Genomic DNA, 19,236 nt, shown 5'->3' with positions numbered 1-19,236 from the left:
TGCTTGGGCTGCCAACGGCGCGGGGTCCGGCGCCGACCGGGCCGCCACCCGGGCGCGGGATCCGAATCACGCGGACCACCGGCCCAAGGTCCGCGCCGTGCGGGGGGCGGGGGCTTCCTCGCCGGTGATGCCGAGGTAGCGCCGGCGCACCTCGTCCGAGGCCGCCAGCTCGGCGGCGGGGCCCGACAGGGTGACCTCGCCGACCTCCAGGACGTACGCGTACGAGGCCAGCCGCAGGGCGAGCGCGGCGTTCTGCTCCACCAGCAGCACGGAGGTACCCGAAGCGTTGATCTCGGTGATCGTCTCGGCGATGGTGGCGGCCATCTTCGGCGCCAGCCCCAGCGAGGGCTCGTCCAGGAGCAGCAGCCGGGGGCGGGCCATCAGTGCCCGGCCCAGGGCGAGCATCTGCTGCTCTCCGCCGGAGAGCAGGCCCGCCCGCTGCCGGGAGCGCTTGGCGAGGACGGGGAACAGCTCGTGGACGCGGGCCAGCGAGCGAGCGGTGTCGGCCCGGGAGCCGGCACCCGCCCCCAGGGCGCCCGCCCGCAGGTTGTCCGCGACGGTCATCCGGGCGAAGACCTGCCGCCCCTCGGGCACCTGCACCACACCGGCGGCGACCGCGCGGGCCGGGCTCAGCCCGTCCAGCGGCCGGCCGCCGAAGCGGATGCTTCCGCCGTTGGCGGCGCCCCGGTGGAAGGACAGGGTGCGGGACACGGCGCGCAGCAGGGTCGTCTTCCCCGCACCGTTCCCGCCGAGGACGACGACGACGGCGCCCTCGGGTACATCCAGCGACACGGCGCGCAGGGCCCGGACCGGCCCGTAGCCGACGGACAGGGTGCTCACCTTGAGTGAGGCCACATCCCCTCCCAATGGTTAGGCCCGGACGGGGGCCTTGTTCCGTTCCGGGCGGGGTGTTGTGCTGGCGCACAGACCAGCACCGGGCGGGGGCGGACGTCCACGGGCCGAAGCGGAATCGCTGCTGATGACCAGCCGGGGGCGGGGTGCGGTTGTGCAACGGCACAGATCTGTCGACGCGGGCCCTTACGCGACAGCGCCGCGACTGACATCCTCGCGGCCATGGGCGGACGCAGGGCGCGCACGGAAGCGGAGTGGTCGGTGCTGCTGACGGCGGCCGAGGTGCTGCTGGAACGCATCCCGGCGCTGACCGAGCAGTTGATCGGTGATCTCACGAAACACTCGCCGCTGTTCGACCTGGCCGTACCGCGCGACGAAAGCTGGCAGCAGGTGAGCGATGCGATGCGGTACGGCATCGAGGCGTTCGCCGCGCGCCGCTCGGACCCGCGCAAGGACCTGGTGTTCGCCGAGGAGCTGGGGCGGCGGCGGGCCGAACAGGGGCTGCCGCTGGACCTGCTGCTGTACGCGTACCGCCGCGCGGGCCGCCTCACGTGGGACGCGCTGCTGGACATCGTCACGGAGAAGGACCCCGAGGCGCTGCCGGTGCTCGCGCGTACGGCGGGCGCCATGTGGGCCGGGATCGAACAGCAGGCCGCCGCGACGGCCGAGGCCTACCGGGCCGGCGAGCGGGAGATGCGCCGGCGCAGCGACGAACGGGTGCAAGCGCTGCTGGACGCCCTGCTGGAGGGGGATCCGGCGCCCGGCCTGACGGCCCGGGCGGCGGCCGGCCTGGACCTGCCGGAGCAGGGCCGGTACGCGGTGGTGGTGCTGCCGGTGGACCGGCGGGACTCGGTGCACCGGGTGGTCTCGGCGGGCGGGATGCGGCTGTTCTGGCGGATGCGCGCGGAGCGGGAGCTGGCGGTGGTCGCGCTCGGGTCGTCCTCGCTGGACGAGCTGGTCGCGGAGCTCGCGGACCGCTGCCCGGGCCCCGGCGGGATCAGCCCGGTGGTGGACGGCCTGGCGGAGCTGGGGCGGGCCCGGCGACTGGCGGAGACGGCGCTGGCCACCTGCGGGGCCGAGGACCGCTCGCTGGTCCGGCTGACGCAGCGGCTGCCCACGGCGCTGGTGGTGCGCCAGCCCGAGCTGGCCGGAGAACTGGTCCAGGCGGTACTGGGACCCCTGCTGGAACTGGATCCCTCGGACCGGGCGATGCTGCTGGAGACCCTGGACGCGTGGCTCGCCGCCGAGGGCTCCGCCGGCCGGGCGGCGACCCGCCTGTACTGCCACCGCAACACGGTCTTCAACCGGCTGCGCCGGCTGGAGCAGCTGACCTCGCGTTCCCTCTCGCGCCCGCACGACCTGATCGCCCTGACCCTGGCGCGGGACGCCTTCCGCCTGAACGCCGCCTCGGGTCCGCCGGCCGCCCGGTGCGACCCGTTACCGTGACGCCGCGCCGCGCCGCCGCGCCCCCTCCCCGTCCCGCCCCTCCCCGTCCCGCCCGGGCAGGACTCCCGGGAAGGGGAGCCGGTGGCGGGTAGACTCGATGTCGGAAAACCGCCAGCCGCACCCACCCGGACCCCGGATGCTTGAGTCATGCACACCGACACCGAGCGCTGCGCCAGAGCCGTGCAGTCGAAGGACGCCCGCTTCGACGGCTGGTTCTTCACCGCGGTCCTGACCACCCGGATCTACTGCCGACCCAGCTGCCCGGCGGTGCCGCCCAAGGTCGAGAACATGACCTTCCTGCCCAGCGCCGCCGCCTGCCAGCAGGCCGGCTTCCGGGCCTGCAAGCGCTGCCGGCCCGACACCAGCCCCGGCTCCCCCGAGTGGAACTCCCGCGCCGACGCCGTGGCCCGCGCCGTACGGCTGATCCAGGACGGGGTCGTCGACCGCGAGGGCGTCCCGGGCCTCGCCACCCGCCTCGGCTACTCGACCCGCCAGGTGGAGCGGCAGCTGAGCGCCGAGCTCGGTGCCGGACCGCTGGCCCTCGCGCGGGCGCAGCGCGCCCAGACCGCCCGACTGCTCATCGAGACCTCCGAACTGCCGATGGCGGACGTCGCCTTCGCCGCCGGGTTCGCCTCGATCCGCACCTTCAACGACACGGTCCGGGAGGTGTTCGCCCTCTCCCCCAGCGAGCTGCGGGAGCGGGCGGTGAAGACCGGCCGCCGCAAGGACGACCGCCCCAGGATTCCGGGGACGATCAGCCTGCGGCTGCCGTTCCGGGCCCCCCTCAACCCGGACAACCTCTTCGGGCACCTCGCCGCGACCGCCGTCCCCGGCGTCGAGGAGTGGCGGGACGGGGCCTACCGCCGCACCCTGCGCCTGCCGCACGGGACCGGCGTGGTCGCCCTGACCCCGCAGCCCGACCACATCGGCTGCCGCCTCGCCCTCACCGACCTGCGCGACCTGACCATCGCCATCAGCCGATGCCGCTGGATGCTGGACCTGGACGCCGACCCCGAGGCCGTCGACGAGCAGTTGCGCGCCGACCCGCTGCTGGCCCCGCTCGTCAACCGGGCTCCCGGGCGCCGGGTGCCGCGTACGGTCGACGCGGCGGAGTTCGCGGTGCGGGCGGTCCTCGGCCAGCAGGTGTCCACGGCGGCGGCGCGTACGCACGCGGCCCGGCTGGTCGCCGCGCACGGCGAGCCCGTCGAGGACCCGCACGGCGGCCTGACGCACCTCTTCCCCTCCCCCGAGGCGCTGGCGGGGCTGGACCCGGAGTCCCTCGCGCTGCCGCGCACCCGGCGCGCCACGCTGACCACCCTGGTCGCCGCCCTGGCCGACGGCTCGCTGCCGCTCGGCATCGACAGCGACTGGGAGGCGGCGCGGGCCCTGCTCTCGGCCCTCCCCGGATTCGGTCCCTGGACCACCGAGGTCATCGCGATGCGGGCGCTCGGCGACCCGGACGCCTTCCTCGCGTCCGACCTCGGGGTGCGGCGGGCGGCGCGGGGGCTCGGGCTGCCGTCCACCCCCTCCGCACTGACCGCCCGGGCGGCCGGCTGGCGGCCCTGGCGCGCGTACGCGGTCCAGTACCTGTGGGCCACCGACGCGCACCCCATCAACCACCTGCCCGTCTGAAAGGCGCGTACGACCATGAACAGCAAGCAGCACACCGTCGTCGAGAGCCCCTACGGCCCGCTCACGCTGGTCGCCGCGGACGGCGTCCTCTGCGGCCTCTACATGAGCGAGCAGCGCCACCGGCCGATCGAGGAGTCCTTCGGTGAGCGGGTCGCCGCGACCGAGGAACCCTTCCCCGAAGTGGTGCGCCAACTGGCCGCGTACTTCGCCGGGGAGCTCACCGCCTTCGACGTCCCGGTCCGGCTGGAGGGCACCGACTTCCAACGCAGCGTGTGGGAGCAGCTCGTACGGATCCCGTACGGGCAGACCTGGTCGTACGGGGAGTTGGCGGCGAGGCTGGGCAAGCCGAACGCCTCGCGCGCGGTGGGCCTGGCCAACGGGAAGAACCCGGTGAGCATCATCGTGCCGTGCCACCGCGTGATCGGGACCTCGGGTTCGATGACCGGCTACGGCGGCGGGGTGGAGCGCAAGGTGCGGCTGCTGAGCTTCGAGTCCCGGGAACGGCACCTGCCCGCGGGCGGCGTCTACTGGACGACGAGCAGCGGGACCAGGAGGGCGAAGGCGGCGCCGGCCTCCACGGCGTAGCCGAAGAGCGAGGGGTGCTGGACGGGGGCGGCGAGCAGGACCACGCTCTGCTGGGTGGCGGCGGCCGCCACCCAAGTGGTGTCGGCGCCGAGGTTGCCCTGGTACCAGCCCTCGCAGGCGCCGGGGCCGCTGACGGCGAGCAAGTCGTCCTCGCGGCGGTAGTAGGCCTGCCAGTCGGCGGCGGGCGCGGACCAGCCCTCGAAGTCGGTGAAGCGGGCCCAGCCGCCCTCGCGTATCGCGGTGTCGAACAGCCAGACCGGCGTTCCCTCGGGGGTCACTTCGCCCCCGGCCTGCTCGGCGGTGGTGAAGTGGACCATCGGCAGGGCGTCGGGACCGTCGGCCGTGCTCGGCCAGGCGTACATGGTGATCATCTGCTGGATTCTGTCCTGCTCGACGTAGGCGCGGGTTACGGGGCGGACGGGCCGGGAGCCGCGGGCTCGTCGCGGTCGGGGCGGCGGCCGTTCTCCAGTTCCGCGGTGCCCTCGCCCGAGCGCAGGACGCGGTAGGCCTCCGCCGTGCGCAGGCCGAGCGGTCCGGGCAGGTAGGCGGTGAGTTCGGCGGGCTCGACCAGCCGCCAGGAGATCAGTTCCTCCTCCTGGAGCTCGATGGAGGACAACTGCGCGGCGTCCAGCACGCCGCCGTCGTAGAGGTAGGCGACGAGTGGGGGGCGGCCGGCGCCCAGGGTCCAGTCGACGGCCAGCAGCCGGCCGAGCGGCACGTCGATGCCGATCTCCTCGGCGCTCTCGCGGCGGGCGGCCGTACGGGGCGACTCCCCCTGGTCGGACTCGATGGTGCCGCCCGGCAGGGCCCAGCCCGCACGGTAGTTGGGCTCGACGAGCAGGACGCGGCCCTCGGCGTCCCGGTAGAGGGCGGCCGCGCCGGCCAGTACCCGGGGCAGGCTCGCGATGTAGGTGGCGTAGTCATCCGTGGTCGTCACCCGGCCACCCTACCCAGGCGTCCGCGCCGGACGGGATGGCGCGGTCGGGTCCTCGGCGGCGCCGCGGGCGACCAGTTTCATGATCGTTTTCAGGTGATATCGTTACGGCCCGCCCGAGTTGGCCACTCCTGCTCCGTCACGTCCCGGGGGGATTCGGAAGCCGATCAACCGATCGTCGGCCCGGCGCACATGCTCGACCGGCCGCGCCCGGCCGCCCGGATCGCCGGCGCGCCCGCCGCCGGTCCTCCGCTCCCGGACATTGGAGACGAGCGAACAGCCATGCACAACGCACAGACCCCGGCTCTCGACGAGACCGGACCGCCGGTTCCCGTGCTGTCGGTCGTCATCCCGATCTACAACGAGCAGGAGGCGCTGCCGCTGACGGTGGCGCGGCTGCGTCCGGTCCTGGACGCGATGGGCATCCGCTACGAGGTCGTCGGCATCGACGACGGCAGCACCGACGCCACTCCCGTGATCATGCAGAAGATCCGGCAGGACTGGCCCGAACTGCGCATCGTGCGGTTCGCCCGCAACTCCGGGCACCAGGCCGCCCTGACCGCCGGCATCCACCGCGCCTTCGGCGACTACGTCGTCAGCATCGACGCCGACCTCCAGGACCCGCCGGAGAAGATCACGGAGATGTACGCGCTCGCGCGCGAGAAGGACCTGGACATCGTCTACGGCGTGCGCGGCGAACGCGGCACCGACACCTTCTTCAAGCGGCGCACGGCCGGCGCGTACTACTGGCTGATGCGCAAGCTCGTCGGCACGAACATGCCCAACCAGGCGGGCGACTTCCGCCTGCTCAGCCGGACCGCCGTCGACGCGCTGAAGTCCCTGCCCGAGCACCAGCCGGTCTACCGGCTGCTCGTGCCCTGGCTCGGGTTCCGCAGCGGCGAGGTCGACTACGTCCGCGAGGAGCGGGTGGCCGGCAGCACCCACTACCCCCTGTCGAAGATGGTGCGCCTCGCCCTCGACAGCATCACGAACTTCTCCGCCAGCCCGCTGCGCCTGGCCACCTGGCTGGGCCTGACGAGCTTCCTGGTCTGCTTGCTGCTCGCCGTCTACACGACCGTCCAGTACGCGCTCGGCTCGACGGTGCCGGGCTGGTCCTCGCTGTTCATCGGCATGCACTTCATCGGCGGCGTCCAGCTCATCTGCGTCGGCCTCCTCGGCGAGTACATAGGCCGGATCTACTCGGCCGTCCAGGCCAGGCCCGCCTACTTCGTCGGCTACGACTCCGCGGACGACCCCGAGGAGCGCGGATCGCGCGCCTCCGAGCCCGCGGCCTGATCCGGACGTTGCCGTTCCGCTGAATCCCCGCTCCCATGGCCATGACATTCCGGTGTATGTCGGCATTCAGGGGCGCCGAACGCCGACTGTGGCCCAGGCCACGCATGGGCATAGGAGGATCCTCCGGATAGGCTCATGGGGGCGCGACTGCACTGTTCGATAGCAAGGGATTAGCAAGGTGACGGACGGAGCAGTAACTGAGACCGCGCGCGTGCTCATCGCCGCGGACAAATTCAAGGGCTCGCTCACGGCCGTGCAGGTCGCGGAGCGGGTGACGGCCGGTCTTCGCAGGGCCGCACCGGACGTGGAGGTCGAGACCCTCCCCGTCGCGGACGGCGGCGACGGCACGGTCGCGGCCGCGGTGGCGGCCGGGTTCGAACGCCGGGAGGTACGGGTCACCGGGCCCCTCGGTGACCAGGTCACGGCCGCTTTCGCGCTGCGCGGGGGCACCGCGGTGGTCGAGATGGCGGAGGCCTCCGGCCTCCAGCTGCTGCCGGCGGGCACCTTCGCCCCGCTGACGGCCACCACGTACGGCTCGGGCGAGCTGCTGAGGGCGGCGCTCGACGCGGGCGCGCGCTCGATCGTCTTCGGTGTGGGCGGCAGTGCCACCACCGACGGCGGCGCCGGCATGCTGGCAGCGCTGGGCGCGACGTTCCTCGACGCGAACGGCGAACCGGTCGGTCCCGGCGGCGGCGCCCTGGCCGGGCTGGCCTCGGCGGACCTGTCCGGGGTCGACCCTCGCTTCGCGGACGTGCAGTTCGTCCTCGCCGGCGACGTGGACAACCCGCTGACCGGCCCGAAGGGTGCCCCGGCGGTCTACGGCCCGCAGAAGGGGGCCTCGCCCCAGGACGTGGCCGCGCTCGACGCCGCGCTGGCCCACTTCGCGGTGGTGCTGGAGAAGTCGATCGGCGCCCGGGCCGCCGAGTGCGCGGTGCTGCCCGGCGCGGGCGGCGCGGGCGGCATCGGGTACGGGGCGCTGCTGCTCGGCGCGACGTTCCGGCCGGGCATCGAGCTGATGCTGGAGGTGCTGGGCTTCGCCCCGGCGCTGGAGCGGGCCACCCTGGTGATCACCGGTGAGGGCTCGCTGGACGAGCAGACCCTGCACGGCAAGGCCCCGGCCGGTGTCGCAGCGGCGGCGCGGGCGGCCGGCAAGCCCGTCGTCGCGGTCTGCGGCCGGCTGCTGCTGACCGAGGAGGCCCTGCGGGCGGCCGGCATCCGCCGCGCATACCCGCTCTCGGACCTGGAGCCCGACCCGGCCAAGTCCATCCCGAACGCGGGCCCCCTGCTGGAGCGGGTCGCGGCGAAGATCGCCGCCGACGTCCTGCGACCGTAACGGCCCCGGTTGCTGACCCCGGATCCCCTCGCGCGGGGATTCGGGCCCCGGCCGGTCGCCTTCCGGCCGGGCCCCGGGAGGCAGCAGTTGCCCCCGCAGCCACTCCCAAACCACCGGGACAGTGTTAGAAAGGGCTCATGACCGGACGTACGGGTCGCGAGCCGACCGGCTGGGGCGGGCGGCTGCTCGCGCGCCTGTCCCTCGGGGCCGGCAGTGTGGCCGGTCAGGTCTTCGCGCTCGAAGCGGTGATCGTGCTGCTGCTGATCACCACCGCCTCGCTCGCCCTGGTGCTCCAGGCCCGGTACGACAGCCATCGCGACGCCCGCAACCGCTCGCTCGCGGCCGCCGAGGCCTTCGCACACGCCCCCGGCCTCCCCGAGGCGCTCCGGTCCCCCGACCCGAGCGCCTCGCTCCAGCCCCTGGCCGACGCCGCCCGCCGCGCCTCGGGCCTCGACTTCATCGCGGTGATGAACAAGGACGGACTCCGCTACACCGACTCGCGGCCGGAGCTGATCGGCCGGCGCGCCACGGGGGACCTGTCCCGCGCCGTCGCCGGCACCTCCTTCACCGAGACCTACGTCGGGGAGCCCAGCGACGCGGTCCGGGCCGTGGTCCCCGTGCGGGACGCCGACGGCGCGGTCGTCGGCCTGGTCGGCACCGGCATCGAGGTGCAGAACGTCTCCGAGGTGGTCGAGGACCAGCTCCCGCTGATGGTCGGGGCCGCGGCGGGCGCCCTGCTGCTCGGTACGGGGGGCGCCGCCCTCGTCAGCCGCCGGCTGCGGCGCCAGACGCACGGCATGGGCGCGGCCGAGATGACCCGGATGAACGAGCACCACGAGGCGGTCCTGCACGCCGTGCGCGAGGGGGTGCTCATCATCGACGCGGACCAGCGCCTCGTCCTCGCCAACGACGAGGCGCGCCGGCTCCTGGACCTGCCGCCCGACGCCGAACGGCGGCACGTGTCCGACCTCGGGCTCGACGCGCGCACCGCCGAACTGCTCGCCTCCGGCCGGGTCGCGACGGACGAGGTGCACCTGGCCGGCGACCGGCTCCTCGCCGTCAACGTACGCCCCACCCAGCCGTACGCCGGCCGGCCCTCCGGCAGCGTCATGACCCTGCGCGACTCCACCGAACTGGCCGCCCTCTCGGGCCGCGCCGAGGTGGCCCGCGAACGCCTCCAGCTGCTCTACGACGCGGGAGTGCGGATCGGCACCACCTTGGACGTGGTGCGCACCGCCGAGGAGCTGTCGGAGGTCGCGGTCCCCCGCTTCGCGGACTTCGTCACCGTCGAGCTGCTGGAACCGGTGCTCCGCGGTGACGAGCCCTCCGGGGTGTACACCGAGATGCGGCGGGCCGCCGTGAGCGGGGTCCGCGGTGACCAGCCGCTCCAGCCGGTCGGCGACATCATCCGCTTCGTGGTGTCGACGGCGCCGATGTCCTCGGCCCTGGACGCCGGGCACGCGGTGCTGGCGGCCGATCTGAACGCCGCCATGGGGTGGCGGGCGCAGGACCCCGAAGGCACCCGGGTGGCACTGGACTACGGGCTGCACTCGCTGATCTCCGTACCGCTCCAGGCCAGGGGCGTGGTGCTGGGCATGGCCAACTTCTGGCGGGCCACCGACACCCCGGAGGCCTTCGAGGAGGAGGACCTGTCCTTCGCCGAGGAGCTGGGGGCGCGCGCGGCCGTCTCCATCGACAACGCGCGCCGCTTCACCCGCGAGCACGCCACCGCCGTGACGCTCCAGCGCAGCCTCCTGCCCCGGGTGCTGCCGGACCAGACGGGCGTGGAGGTCGCCTTCCGCTACCTGCCCGCGAAGGCCGGCGTGGGCGGGGACTGGTTCGACGTGATCCCGCTGCCGGGCGCCCGGGTGGCCCTGGTCGTGGGCGACGTCGTCGGGCACGGGGTGCACGCGGCCGCCACGATGGGCCGGCTGCGGACCGCCGTGCACAACTTCTCCACCCTGGACCTGCCGCCCGACGAGCTGCTCGGGCACCTGGACGAGCTGATCAACCGCATCGACCAGAACGAGTCCGGCTGCCTGGCCGCCGCCGGAGGCGACGCGGACGACCCCGGCGGGGCCGTGACGGACACGGTCGGCGAGCCGGCCGCCGGGATCACCGGCGCCACCTGCCTGTACGCCGTCTACGACCCGGTCTCCGGGCGGTGCGTCATGGCGAGCGCCGGCCATCCCGGACCGGCACTGGTCCATCCGGACGGCCGGGTGGAGTTCCCCGAGCTGCCCTCGGGGCTCCCGCTCGGCGTGGGCGGCATGCCGTTCGAGGCCGTCACGCTCCAACTGCCCGAGGGAAGCCGGCTGGCGCTGTTCACCGACGGGCTGGTGGAGGACCGCGACCGGGACTTCGACACCGGGCTGGGCCTGCTGCGCGAGACCCTGTCCCGGCCGGGCCGCAGCCCCGAACAGGCCTGCGCGGACGTACTGGGGGCGCTGCTGTTCCCCGTGCCCAGTGACGACATCGCCCTGCTGATCGCGGACACCCGGCGGCTGGACCCGGACCGGATCGCGGAGTGGGAGGTGCCCGGCGAGGCCTCGGCGGTCTCGCGGGTGCGCAACGCGGGCGCGGCGCAGCTGTCCGCCTGGGGCCTGGAGGAGATCTCCTTCACCACCGAGCTGATCCTCAGCGAGCTGATCACCAATGCCATCCGGTACGGGTCCGCGCCGGTGCGGGTCCGACTGCTGCGCGACCGCAGTCTGATCGTCGAGGTCTCCGACGGCAGCAGCACCTCGCCGCACCTGCGGTACGCGGCCACCACCGACGAGGGCGGGCGGGGGCTGTTCCTCGTGGCCCAGTACGCCGAGCGGTGGGGCACTCGCTACACGGAACGCGGCAAGGTCATCTGGGCCGAGCTGCCGCTGACCGCCGGCAGGGAGCCGCCGGCCCCGGCCCCGCTGGACCTGGACGCCCTGGAGGACCTGGCCTGGTGACCGGCCGGGGTGCCGGGCGGCCCGGCCGTCGCGGGGCGGGCGACCCGGCCCCGCCGGGCGATCAGGGCTGCCGGGTGCGGGCCAGCAGGACCGCCACGTCGTCCTGGGGCGCGTGGGGCAGCAGCTCCTCCAGGATTCCGTCGCACAGCTGCTCCAGCGGCTGGTCCACCCCGTGCAGGGCCCGCGCCAGCTGGTCCATGCCCTGGTCGAGGTCCCGGTCGCGGGCCTCGATGAGCCCGTCGGTGTAGAGCACGAGCAGGCTCCCGGGAGGCAGCCGCACCTCCTCGGTGCGGAAGTCCTGCCCGCCCGTGCCCAGCGGGGTCCCGGGCGGACCGTCCAGGAAGGTGATCGTCCCTTCGGCGGTGACCACGGCGGGCGGAGGGTGTCCCGCCCGGGCGATCACGCAGACGCCCGCCGCCGGGTCGTGGACGGCGTAGACGCAGGTGGCCATCTCGTCCTCGCCCAGGTCGGCCACGACGGCGTCGAGCGAGCGGAGCATCCGCTCCGGGGGCACGTCCAGGCGCGCCAGGGTCCGTACCGCCGTACGCAGTTGCCCCATGACCGCCGCCGCGTGGATGCCGTGGCCCATGACGTCCCCGATGACCAGCCCGGTCCGCCGGCCGGGCAACTGGATCACGTCGAACCAGTCCCCGCCGACGTCGTGGTCGCTGGCGGGGAGGTAGCGGCCGGTCAGTTCCAGGTCCGTGACCCGGGGCAGGGCGCTGTTGGTGAGGCTGCGCTGGAGCGTCAGGGCGGCCTGGCGCTGCCGGGTGTACATCCGGGCGTTGTCGATGTTGAGGGCCGCGCGGGCGACCAGCTCGTCGATCAGGACGCAGTCCTGCTCGTCGAAGGGCTCCCGGTCACGGACCCGGGTCACGGCGACGGCGCCCAGCACCGTGCCCCGCGCGACGAGCGGGATCAGCCGCGCGGAGCCCAGGGTGGCGAGGTAGCTGCGCAGGGCCTGCGCGCGGGGGTCGCTGATCAGGGCCGGGATGTCGGCCTGGTACAGGTTCATCGGGCGGCCCTCGGCGATGACCCGCTCGTAGACCGTGTCCGTCGGGATCTGGAAGGTCTGGCCGGCGGCCAGCCGCGCGGTGGGGGCGTCCGGGTCGGGGAAGTGGGCGGCGATGCGGCGCAGCAGGCCGTGGGTGGTCGCCCGGGCGGCCGCCCCCTCGTCCGGGTCCAGTACCGACTCCAGCAGCTGGACGTCGGCCGAGTCCGCGAGCTGGGGCACCAGCAGGTCGACGATCTCCTGGGCCGTCTGGCTCAGGTCCAGGGTGGTGCCGATGCGGGCGCCGGCCTCCGCCAGCTGGGCGAAGCGGTGGCGGGCCCGTTCGGCGTCGAGCTGGGCGCGCTGGCTCTCGGTGATGTCGATGAGGGAGGCGATGAGGCCGAGCGGGCGCCCCGCGCTGTCGAGCAGGGGTGCGTACGAGCAGGACCAGGTCCGGTCGTGGTCGGGGTCGGCGGGGGTCCGCCCGGTGCGCCGGACGTCGACGACGGCGGTCCCCCCGTCGAGGACCTTCCGCATCGTCGCCTCCAGCGCGGCGGCGTTCACCCCCGGCACCACCTCGGTGAGCCGTCGGCCGAGGTGCTCGGCGGCGGAGACGCCGTTCATCCGGGCCAGCGCGTCGTTGACCCGTAGGAAGCGCAGGTCGGGGCCGAGGGTGGCGAGGCCGATGGGCGACTGGGTGAAGAGGCTCTGGAGGGCCGCGAGCGAGTCCCTCATGTGGAGCACCTCGGTGGTCTCCACGGCGATCAGCAGCGCCCCCTTACGCCCCTGCGGATCGACTGCGGGGACGATCCACATCTCCATGGGTACGCGGTGGCCGTCGCGGTGGCGCACGGGCAGGGTCCCGACGACGGTCTCGCCCGCCTGGACGCGCCGGGTCAGCTGCTGGGCGAGCTCGTGGTTGGCCTCGGGGACGAGGACGGTGGCGCCGGGGAGGCCGATGATGTCCTCGGGCCGGTGTCCGAGGAGGTCCTGCGCGGCCAGCGACCATTCCACGATGCGGCCGTCCGCGTCCTCCCGCCACAGGGCGATCGGCAGCAGCTCGCGGAGGACGCCCGCGTACCCGACAGCCCCGACCGGCTGTTCCGGCACCTCGTTCGTCGACTGGTAAGTGTCCAACGCACCGACCTCACCCCGGGGGGCCTGATTCCTACCGATTCACCCTATCCGAGGCACCGGCACGGGGCTCTGTGTCGGGCGCGGCCGGTGCGGGCCCGCTTTACCGGGCCCGCGGTCCGCCGGCGTCAGACGGTGAAGGGCTGCTGCCCCAGGAAGTCCTGGGAGGGAGTGCCCGTCGTGTAGAAGTTCGGGCTCTGGATGGCAGGCATCCGCTTCTGGACGGCGCGGTGGAAGCCGCGCAGGTCGCCCTCGAAGGCGCCGTCGCCCCACACCTCCAGCAGGCGGGCGGTGAAGAGTCCGTTGACGTCGCCGTCCGAGGCCAGCTGATTGTCCTGGCAGGCACCGATCAGCACCGCCCCCGGCCCCGGGTTCGCTCCGTCCTCCCGGATCTCGCGGCGGAGCTCTTCGTAGAAGACCCGGTCCCGGGCGAACACCCGGTCCTGCTGGAGCACCGGCATCAGCCGGGACGCGGCCTCCACCCCGTCCGGGTCGGGCGTGCCGAACTGCGTGCGCAGGGCGTCGGGGGTCAGCAGGTGGGTCAGCGACTCGATGCCGGTGCCGCTGTGGCAGCAGTCGAGCAGGACGAGGATCCTGACGCCGTCCTGGAACCGCTGGAACTCGCGGTGGAGCTCGTCGTCGAGGAACTGCCGGTCGAAGAGGACCAGCGTCTCGTCCTTCCGGTCGCGCTCGCGGTCCGGGCCGGCGGTGTCGGGCAGCTGCCCGCCGTGGCCCGAGTAGGTGAAGAGCAGGATGTCCCCGTCGCCCAGTCGGCCGGCCGCCTTGCGCAGCTCCGCGGTGACGTTCTCCACGGTGCCGTCGGCGGTCAGGACCACCGTGTCGGAGAAACCGCGGGCACGGGCCAGCGCGGCCATGTCGCGGGCGTCGTTCTCGCAGGCCTGGAGCTGCCCGTCCCAGCCTTCGTAGCGGGCGGGATCGACCTTGTTCAGACCGACGTGGAGGGAAAGACCTGTGGGCACTGAGGGCTCCTCGGGGGGCGGAGGGAGAGGGGGGATGGCCGCCCCGGGGCGGCGCGCGGCGCGGCGGACACGGGGCGGGAGGGGGTTCGAGGGGTCGACAGGATGGGTTCCGTGGTCGGCGGCGGCCGAACCGGGCCGCCCGGGACGCCGCCCGAAAGGGTCTGCCGGAGGGCCGCCCCGGGAGGACGGCTGATCGGGTGTCCCGCGCGGCCGATCCGTGAGAGCCGCGCCGCGCGCGGTGTGAACGCGATGGAGGGTGCGCCGCTCCGGGAGGCCGTCCCCGACGGCGCCCCGGTCCTCCCCGTCCACGGGATCGGCAGGGTCCGCCGGCAGCTCCTCAAGTCCCGGGGGGACCGGGCGCCGTTCGGCGGGCACCTGGGCGCGGTGTCGCGAATGGCCTACCGGGCTCCGCTGCGGTACGCCGCGCCGCGGCCCGTCGGCGGCCCCCCGTCCGCGGGACCGGGGGCCGCGTTCGGTCGCCTTGCAGGCGGTGGGACCGGGTGAAACCATGGCAGGTATCAGGCAGTCCGTCTCCCCGCCGCGACCCGGCGGTCGTGCAGGTGCGCTATGCCGCTCACCGATACCGAATGGGACCTCGTCACCGAATGGGTGCGCGACCACCTCTTCATCGCCGGGGAACCCCGACCGCGCCTGGTCCAGTTCGGTTTCCCGCAGGAGTTCGTCGGCGACATCCCCCTCTCCAACGTGAGCAGCGACAATGCCGTGGCCCTGGTCGAGGCGGTCCGGAACAGGGGCGTCACGCTCCAGCTCCAGCTGCTCGACACGCTCACCCGGCTCGACTCGCTGAGCTCGATCCCCGCCGCAGTGGTGGTCCTGCGGCTCAAGCGGGAACTGGACGACGCGGCGCGCTCGCACGGGAGGCCGGAGGAGGACCACTTCCTGACCGGCGTGCTGAAGAACGGCGCCGAGGTGTTCATCGACCGGACGGACCTGCGCAGGAAGCTGCGCGAGTTCGTCGCCGATCCCGACAAGACCGTCCTGGTGGTGGACGGCGATCCGGACAGCGGCCGTTCCTACACGTACACCCTGATCAGACACCTGGGCGTGCACTGCGGGTTCCGTCCGGTACGGGTGACGCTCGGCCGTACCTCGACCGCGGAGCAGGTGGTCCGGCGACTCGCCGAGTTCGTCGCCGACCCGCGCACCGGCATCTCACCGTTGAATCCGACACAGTTGAACGATCCACTGCCCGCGATCGACGCCGCCGTGCACCGCATCGTCAGCCGGGCCACCGCCGCCGACGAGCAGTTCTGGCTCGTCCTGGACGAGTGCGACGCGGTCGACGTCAACTCCGACGTCTGGGACTGCATCGGCAAGCTCGCCCTGACCATCTACGAGCACACGCCGGTGCGGCGGGAGACCGCGCCCCGGCTCGTGCTGCTCGGCTACTCCGCCACGACCCGCCAACTCCCCTACGAGATCAGGAAGAACGAGGTCCACGACACGGCGCACGCGGCCGGCGCCGATGATCTGCGGCAGTTCTTCCAGCAGTTCTTCGCACAGGCTCCGCCGCCCCCGGACCGGCCTCCCCCGGACGCGCGGCGGATCGCCGTCCTCGTGGACGCGGCCGTGTCCGCCGTCCTGGGGGCGGCCGAAGCCCCCGGCCCGGACAGCTACATGCGCAAGGTCTGCACCGCGAGCGAGGAGGCCGTCCGCCTCTACGGCTCCCTCGCCCCGGACGCCGACTTCGGCGCGTTGCTGCGCGAGCGGCTGTGCGCCGCCGCGGCCGCCCCCGGGCCGGCTCCGGTCCCGGCCCTGCGCACCGCCTACCGGGAGGCCGCGTCCTTGCTCACCCGGTTCGACCCGGAGCGTCTGATGCTGCCGGGCGAGACGGAGCCGTCCGGGCGGGCCGACCTGGAGCTGGTGGGCGACTGCCGGACCCTGGGCCCGCGCGACACGTGCGGCTGGGTGCTCAAACCGGAGGTCCGCGACGCGACCCTGCGCGCTCTGGCCGGCCCGGAACGGGCCCGTCTCGCGCTGCTGGCCAACGAACGGCAGATCCCGCCGGGCCCGGGACCCGAGCGCAGCGCGCTGGCCTATCTCACCGGCACTCCCCCGGACCTGGCCCTCCTCGGCGCGGACGAGCTGCCGCACGTCCTGCAGGCGGTGCTGTGGCTCGCGGAGATCCCCGGCGCCACCGGCATTCCCCCGGCGGCGGAGGTCCAGCGGCTGCTGGAGCGCACACGGCTGCTGCACCCCCTCGAACGCCTGGTGCACGGCGCGTTCCAGGGCCGGACCGGCGAACTCGCGGAACTGCGCGCGTACATCGGGCTTCCGCCGGAAGGGCACGGGGCGGCGTCCCCGGTGGCCGTGGACGGACCGGGCCCCTCCGCGCCACCGGTACTGGTCCACGGTCCGGGCGGGGTCGGCAAGAGCACCCTGCTCGCGAAGTTCCTCCTGGACAGCCTGCGCGACTTCCCCGCCGGATTCCCCTTCGCCTACGTCGACTTCGAGCGGCCCACCCTCTCGGTCCACGAGCCGGCCACCCTGATCGCGGAGATGGCCCGGCAACTGGGCATCCAGTTCCCGCGGGAGCGCGCCGCCTTCGACGCCCTGGCCGCCACGTGCGAGGAGTCCGCCGGTACCCACCGGGCCGGTCAGGGCGCCGTCGACGAGCTCTACCAGCTGTCGACGACGCGCGCGACGTTCGGGCGGCTCTCCTCGTCGGGACTGCACGCGCGGGCCGCGGCCCGCGAGGCAGAACTGGCGCGGCGGCTGGCGGCCCTCGTCGTGCGGGCCCAGGGAGGCGACCCCGCGGGAGAACAGGGGCAGCCGGGGCAGCCGCCACCGCTGGTGATCGTGATCGACTCCTTCGAGGAGGCCCAGTACAGCGCCTCCCCGATCCTCGGCCGGATGTGGGCGGTCTGGTCCGCGCTCCAGGAGTCCCACCCCCGGCTGCGGACCGTCGTCGCGGGGCGGGGGCCGATCGAGCATCCGGCGCGCGTGGTCCGCCCCCGGACCATCGAGCTCGGCGACCTCGACCGGGACGCCGCCGTGGCCCTGCTGATGTCCTGCGGCGTCACCGGCGAGCGGCTGGCGACGGAGCTGGCGGACCGCGTGGGCGGGCATCCGCTGAGCCTGAAACTGGCCGCGCGGGCGGTGGTGCGGGAGGCGGACGGGACCGGGTCGCCGGGTGAGCTGATCGACAGCCTGCCCGCCCGCCGCCGGCACTTCTTCCGCAAGGTCGACCAGATGCTGATCCAGGGGATCCTGTACGAGCGGATCCTCGACCGCATCCCGGGCGACGAGGTGCGCGCCCTGGCGCAGGCGGGGCTCGCTCTGCGGACCATCACTCCCGAACTGATCCGCACGGTCCTCGCCGCGCCCTGCGGGCTGCGGGTGGAGTCCGCTGAGCAGGCGGGCCGCCTCTTCGGCCGGCTGTCCCGGCTCGACCTCGTGGAGAGCGCCGGCCCGGGCGCCGTCCGGCACCGCGCCGACCTGCGGGCGATCATGCTGCGACTGGCCGACCGGGCCCGGGCGGACCTGATGCGTACGGTGGGGCAGCGCGCGGTCGTCCACTTCGCGGCGGTCGAGGGCCCGGAGGCGCGGGCGGAGGAGATCTACCACCGGCTGCGGCTGAACGAGAACCCGCGCGAGGTGGACCGGCGGTGGCTGCCCGGCGTCGAGCGGTTCCTCGACGGCGCCGCCCAGGACATGGCCGGGCGGTCCGCCGCCTATCTCTCGGGACAGCTCGGCGGGCACACCTCGGACGAGGTGATGGCCGACGCCGACCAGGAGGACTGGGAGCGGATCACCGCCCGGGAGGTGGAGGACCTGCTGGCCCAGGGGTACGCGGAGGTGGCCGCCGATCGCCTCGCGGGGCGGCGGCCGTGGACCCCGGGCAGCCCGCTGCACCCCCTGTGGGCGGAGACCCTGGACCGGCTGGGCCGGCGTACGGAGGCCAGGGCGGCCACCGACGCGGCCGTGGACGGCGCGGACGAGGCCGGTTTCCCCGAACTGCGGCTGGAGCTGCTGCTCCTGTCGGCCCGGATGGCCGAGGCGGACGGCGACCTCGCCGAGGCCGGCCGCGACCTCGGGGAGGCCGAGGAGCTCGCCGCGGGCCTGGGCCGGGACTTCGAGGCCCTGGGCGCGCTCCTCGCCCGGGCCCGGCTGGCCTCGGCCTCGGACGACCGGGACGTCGAGGTGGAGGGCAGGCTCGCCGAGCGGCTGCGGCGGCTGCCGGACGCGGAACTGGTCCGCCGGCCCGCGCTGGTGCGCGCGGCGGCCGCGGAGGTGTCGCGGGACCACCCCCGGGTCCTGGAGCACACCCTGGAAGTGGTGGGCCTCCCGGAGACCGAGGAAGCGGTCCTGGACGCGCTCGCGGAGGCGATCGACGGGGCCGTGGCCGGCCGGCCCGAACTGCGCGCCTCGCTGCGCGACCTGCTGGCGAACGCGATCGGCCCCCCGGACAGACCCTCCTCCCCCGACCACGCGCGGGCGGAATACGCCCATCCCGCAAGCACCCGCCCCGAAGACCCGGAAGCCGGTGACAGCCGGACCGGATACCCGGAAACCGCGCCCACGCGGCCCGGACCCACCGGAACCGGCGACGCCGGAGCCGGACCAGCGCGGCCCGGGGACGCGGAGGTCGGGGACCCGGGAGCCCGGGATCCGAAGGCCGGGCACACGCGGCCCGGGGACGCGGAAACCGGCGAGGCGGGAGCCCGGGACGCGGAAGCGCGGGACACGGAAGCGCGGGACACGGGAGCCGGACCCACCCGGCCCGGGGGCACCGGAACCCGGGACACCGGAACCCGGGACGCGGGAGCCGTAGGTCCGCGGACCGGGACCGCGCGCACCGGGCGCACGTACGGGGGCACGCACGCCGGGATGACGGGCATCCTGCGCGAGGCGCGCCGCCGCGGCACCCTCGACCGGCTCGCCCGGCGGCTGCTGAGCCTGGACGACACCAGCGGCGGGCTCGTCTCGGGCGTGGCGGCGGCGATGAGCGCGGGCGCCCCCGCCGCCCCGGTGGCGGGCGGGGTCGCCCTGGCGGCCGCGCACGCCCCGGGCGGGCCGCCGGCCCCGGCCCCGGCCTCGGGCGCCGACCCGTCGGGCGAAGGGAACGGCCGCAGAGCGGCCTGAGC

General features: G+C 74.6%; 12 protein-coding genes. 7 read left to right on the top strand and 5 right to left on the bottom strand.

What is annotated here, in order from left to right; genetic code table 11:
• Nucleotides 1-66: 66 nt before the first annotated feature.
• The gene (locus tag ACWFQ8_RS04900; RefSeq protein ID WP_453784765.1) at nucleotides 67-855 is read right to left on the bottom strand and encodes an ABC transporter ATP-binding protein; all 789 of its coding nucleotides are present in this window, start codon (nucleotides 853-855) and stop codon (nucleotides 67-69) included.
• Between the two features lie 219 nt (nucleotides 856-1,074).
• On the opposite strand from ACWFQ8_RS04900, the gene ACWFQ8_RS04895 reads away from it, so the two are divergent.
• From ACWFQ8_RS04895 to ACWFQ8_RS04885, 3 genes are all read left to right on the top strand, one after another.
• A complete protein-coding gene (locus ACWFQ8_RS04895) occupies nucleotides 1,075-2,298 on the top strand; it encodes a PucR family transcriptional regulator (RefSeq protein ID WP_453784764.1) in 1,224 nt (407 codons plus the stop codon).
• 147 nt (nucleotides 2,299-2,445) lie between these two features.
• A complete protein-coding gene (locus ACWFQ8_RS04890) occupies nucleotides 2,446-3,930 on the top strand; it encodes an AlkA N-terminal domain-containing protein (RefSeq protein ID WP_453784763.1) in 1,485 nt (494 codons plus the stop codon).
• A 15-nt stretch (nucleotides 3,931-3,945) separates the two neighbouring features.
• Entirely contained in the window at nucleotides 3,946-4,515 is a 570-nt protein-coding gene (locus tag ACWFQ8_RS04885) for a methylated-DNA--[protein]-cysteine S-methyltransferase (RefSeq protein WP_453784762.1), read from the top strand.
• On the opposite strand, the gene ACWFQ8_RS04880 is transcribed toward ACWFQ8_RS04885, so the two are convergent.
• The gene (locus tag ACWFQ8_RS04880; protein WP_453784761.1) at nucleotides 4,455-4,886 is read right to left on the bottom strand and encodes a hypothetical protein; all 432 of its coding nucleotides are present in this window, start codon (nucleotides 4,884-4,886) and stop codon (nucleotides 4,455-4,457) included. The two genes, ACWFQ8_RS04885 and ACWFQ8_RS04880, sit on opposite strands and share 61 nt — an antisense overlap.
• 35 nt (nucleotides 4,887-4,921) lie before the next feature.
• A complete protein-coding gene (locus ACWFQ8_RS04875; protein WP_453784760.1) occupies nucleotides 4,922-5,452 on the bottom strand; it encodes an NUDIX domain-containing protein in 531 nt (176 codons plus the stop codon).
• A gap of 279 nt (nucleotides 5,453-5,731) precedes the next feature.
• Here ACWFQ8_RS04875 and ACWFQ8_RS04870 point away from each other — a divergent pair, with 279 nt between their 5' ends.
• The 3 genes from ACWFQ8_RS04870 to ACWFQ8_RS04860 all read left to right on the top strand — a co-directional run bounded on the left by ACWFQ8_RS04870 (nucleotide 5,732) and on the right by ACWFQ8_RS04860 (nucleotide 11,023).
• Nucleotides 5,732-6,745, top strand: coding sequence for a glycosyltransferase family 2 protein (locus ACWFQ8_RS04870; protein WP_453784759.1), 1,014 nt, complete (start codon nucleotides 5,732-5,734; stop codon nucleotides 6,743-6,745).
• Nucleotides 6,746-6,923: 178 nt separating this feature from the next.
• The gene (locus tag ACWFQ8_RS04865) at nucleotides 6,924-8,078 is read left to right on the top strand and encodes a glycerate kinase (protein ID WP_453784758.1); all 1,155 of its coding nucleotides are present in this window, start codon (nucleotides 6,924-6,926) and stop codon (nucleotides 8,076-8,078) included.
• A 137-nt stretch (nucleotides 8,079-8,215) separates the two neighbouring features.
• Nucleotides 8,216-11,023, top strand: coding sequence for a SpoIIE family protein phosphatase (locus tag ACWFQ8_RS04860; RefSeq protein ID WP_453784757.1), 2,808 nt, complete (start codon nucleotides 8,216-8,218; stop codon nucleotides 11,021-11,023).
• Nucleotides 11,024-11,084: 61 nt separating this feature from the next.
• Here the strand turns inward: ACWFQ8_RS04860 and ACWFQ8_RS04855 are convergent, their stop codons facing one another.
• Nucleotides 11,085-13,151 carry a SpoIIE family protein phosphatase gene (locus tag ACWFQ8_RS04855; protein ID WP_453784756.1) on the bottom strand — a complete coding sequence of 689 codons (2,067 nt, stop codon included), beginning with the start codon at nucleotides 13,149-13,151 and terminating at the stop codon, nucleotides 11,085-11,087.
• A 125-nt stretch (nucleotides 13,152-13,276) separates the two neighbouring features.
• On the bottom strand, nucleotides 13,277-14,128 hold the full coding sequence (locus ACWFQ8_RS04850) for a caspase family protein (RefSeq protein WP_453784755.1): 852 nt from the start codon (nucleotides 14,126-14,128) through the stop codon (nucleotides 13,277-13,279).
• Between the two features lie 567 nt (nucleotides 14,129-14,695).
• On the opposite strand from ACWFQ8_RS04850, the gene ACWFQ8_RS04845 reads away from it, so the two are divergent.
• Complete coding sequence (locus ACWFQ8_RS04845; protein ID WP_453784754.1) at nucleotides 14,696-19,234, top strand: AAA family ATPase; 4,539 nt, start codon at nucleotides 14,696-14,698, stop codon at nucleotides 19,232-19,234.
• Nucleotides 19,235-19,236: the final 2 nt, after the last annotated feature.

This window comes from Streptomyces sp. NPDC055254 (genome assembly GCF_053606025.1).
This window is presented reverse-complemented; position numbering and strand designations above follow the sequence as displayed.

What these genes read in the sequence shown, in the direction of transcription:
- ACWFQ8_RS04880 (WP_453784761.1), bottom strand. Translation starts at nt 4,886, where the DNA reads ATGATCACCATGTACGCCTGGCCGAGCACGGCCGACGGTCCCGACGCC.
- ACWFQ8_RS04860 (WP_453784757.1), top strand. Translation starts at nt 8,216, where the DNA reads ATGACCGGACGTACGGGTCGCGAGCCGACCGGCTGGGGCGGGCGGCTG.
- ACWFQ8_RS04890 (WP_453784763.1), top strand. Translation starts at nt 2,446, where the DNA reads ATGCACACCGACACCGAGCGCTGCGCCAGAGCCGTGCAGTCGAAGGAC.
- ACWFQ8_RS04885 (WP_453784762.1), top strand. Translation starts at nt 3,946, where the DNA reads ATGAACAGCAAGCAGCACACCGTCGTCGAGAGCCCCTACGGCCCGCTC.
- ACWFQ8_RS04845 (WP_453784754.1), top strand. Translation starts at nt 14,696, where the DNA reads ATGCCGCTCACCGATACCGAATGGGACCTCGTCACCGAATGGGTGCGC.
- ACWFQ8_RS04895 (WP_453784764.1), top strand. Translation starts at nt 1,075, where the DNA reads ATGGGCGGACGCAGGGCGCGCACGGAAGCGGAGTGGTCGGTGCTGCTG.
- ACWFQ8_RS04870 (WP_453784759.1), top strand. Translation starts at nt 5,732, where the DNA reads ATGCACAACGCACAGACCCCGGCTCTCGACGAGACCGGACCGCCGGTT.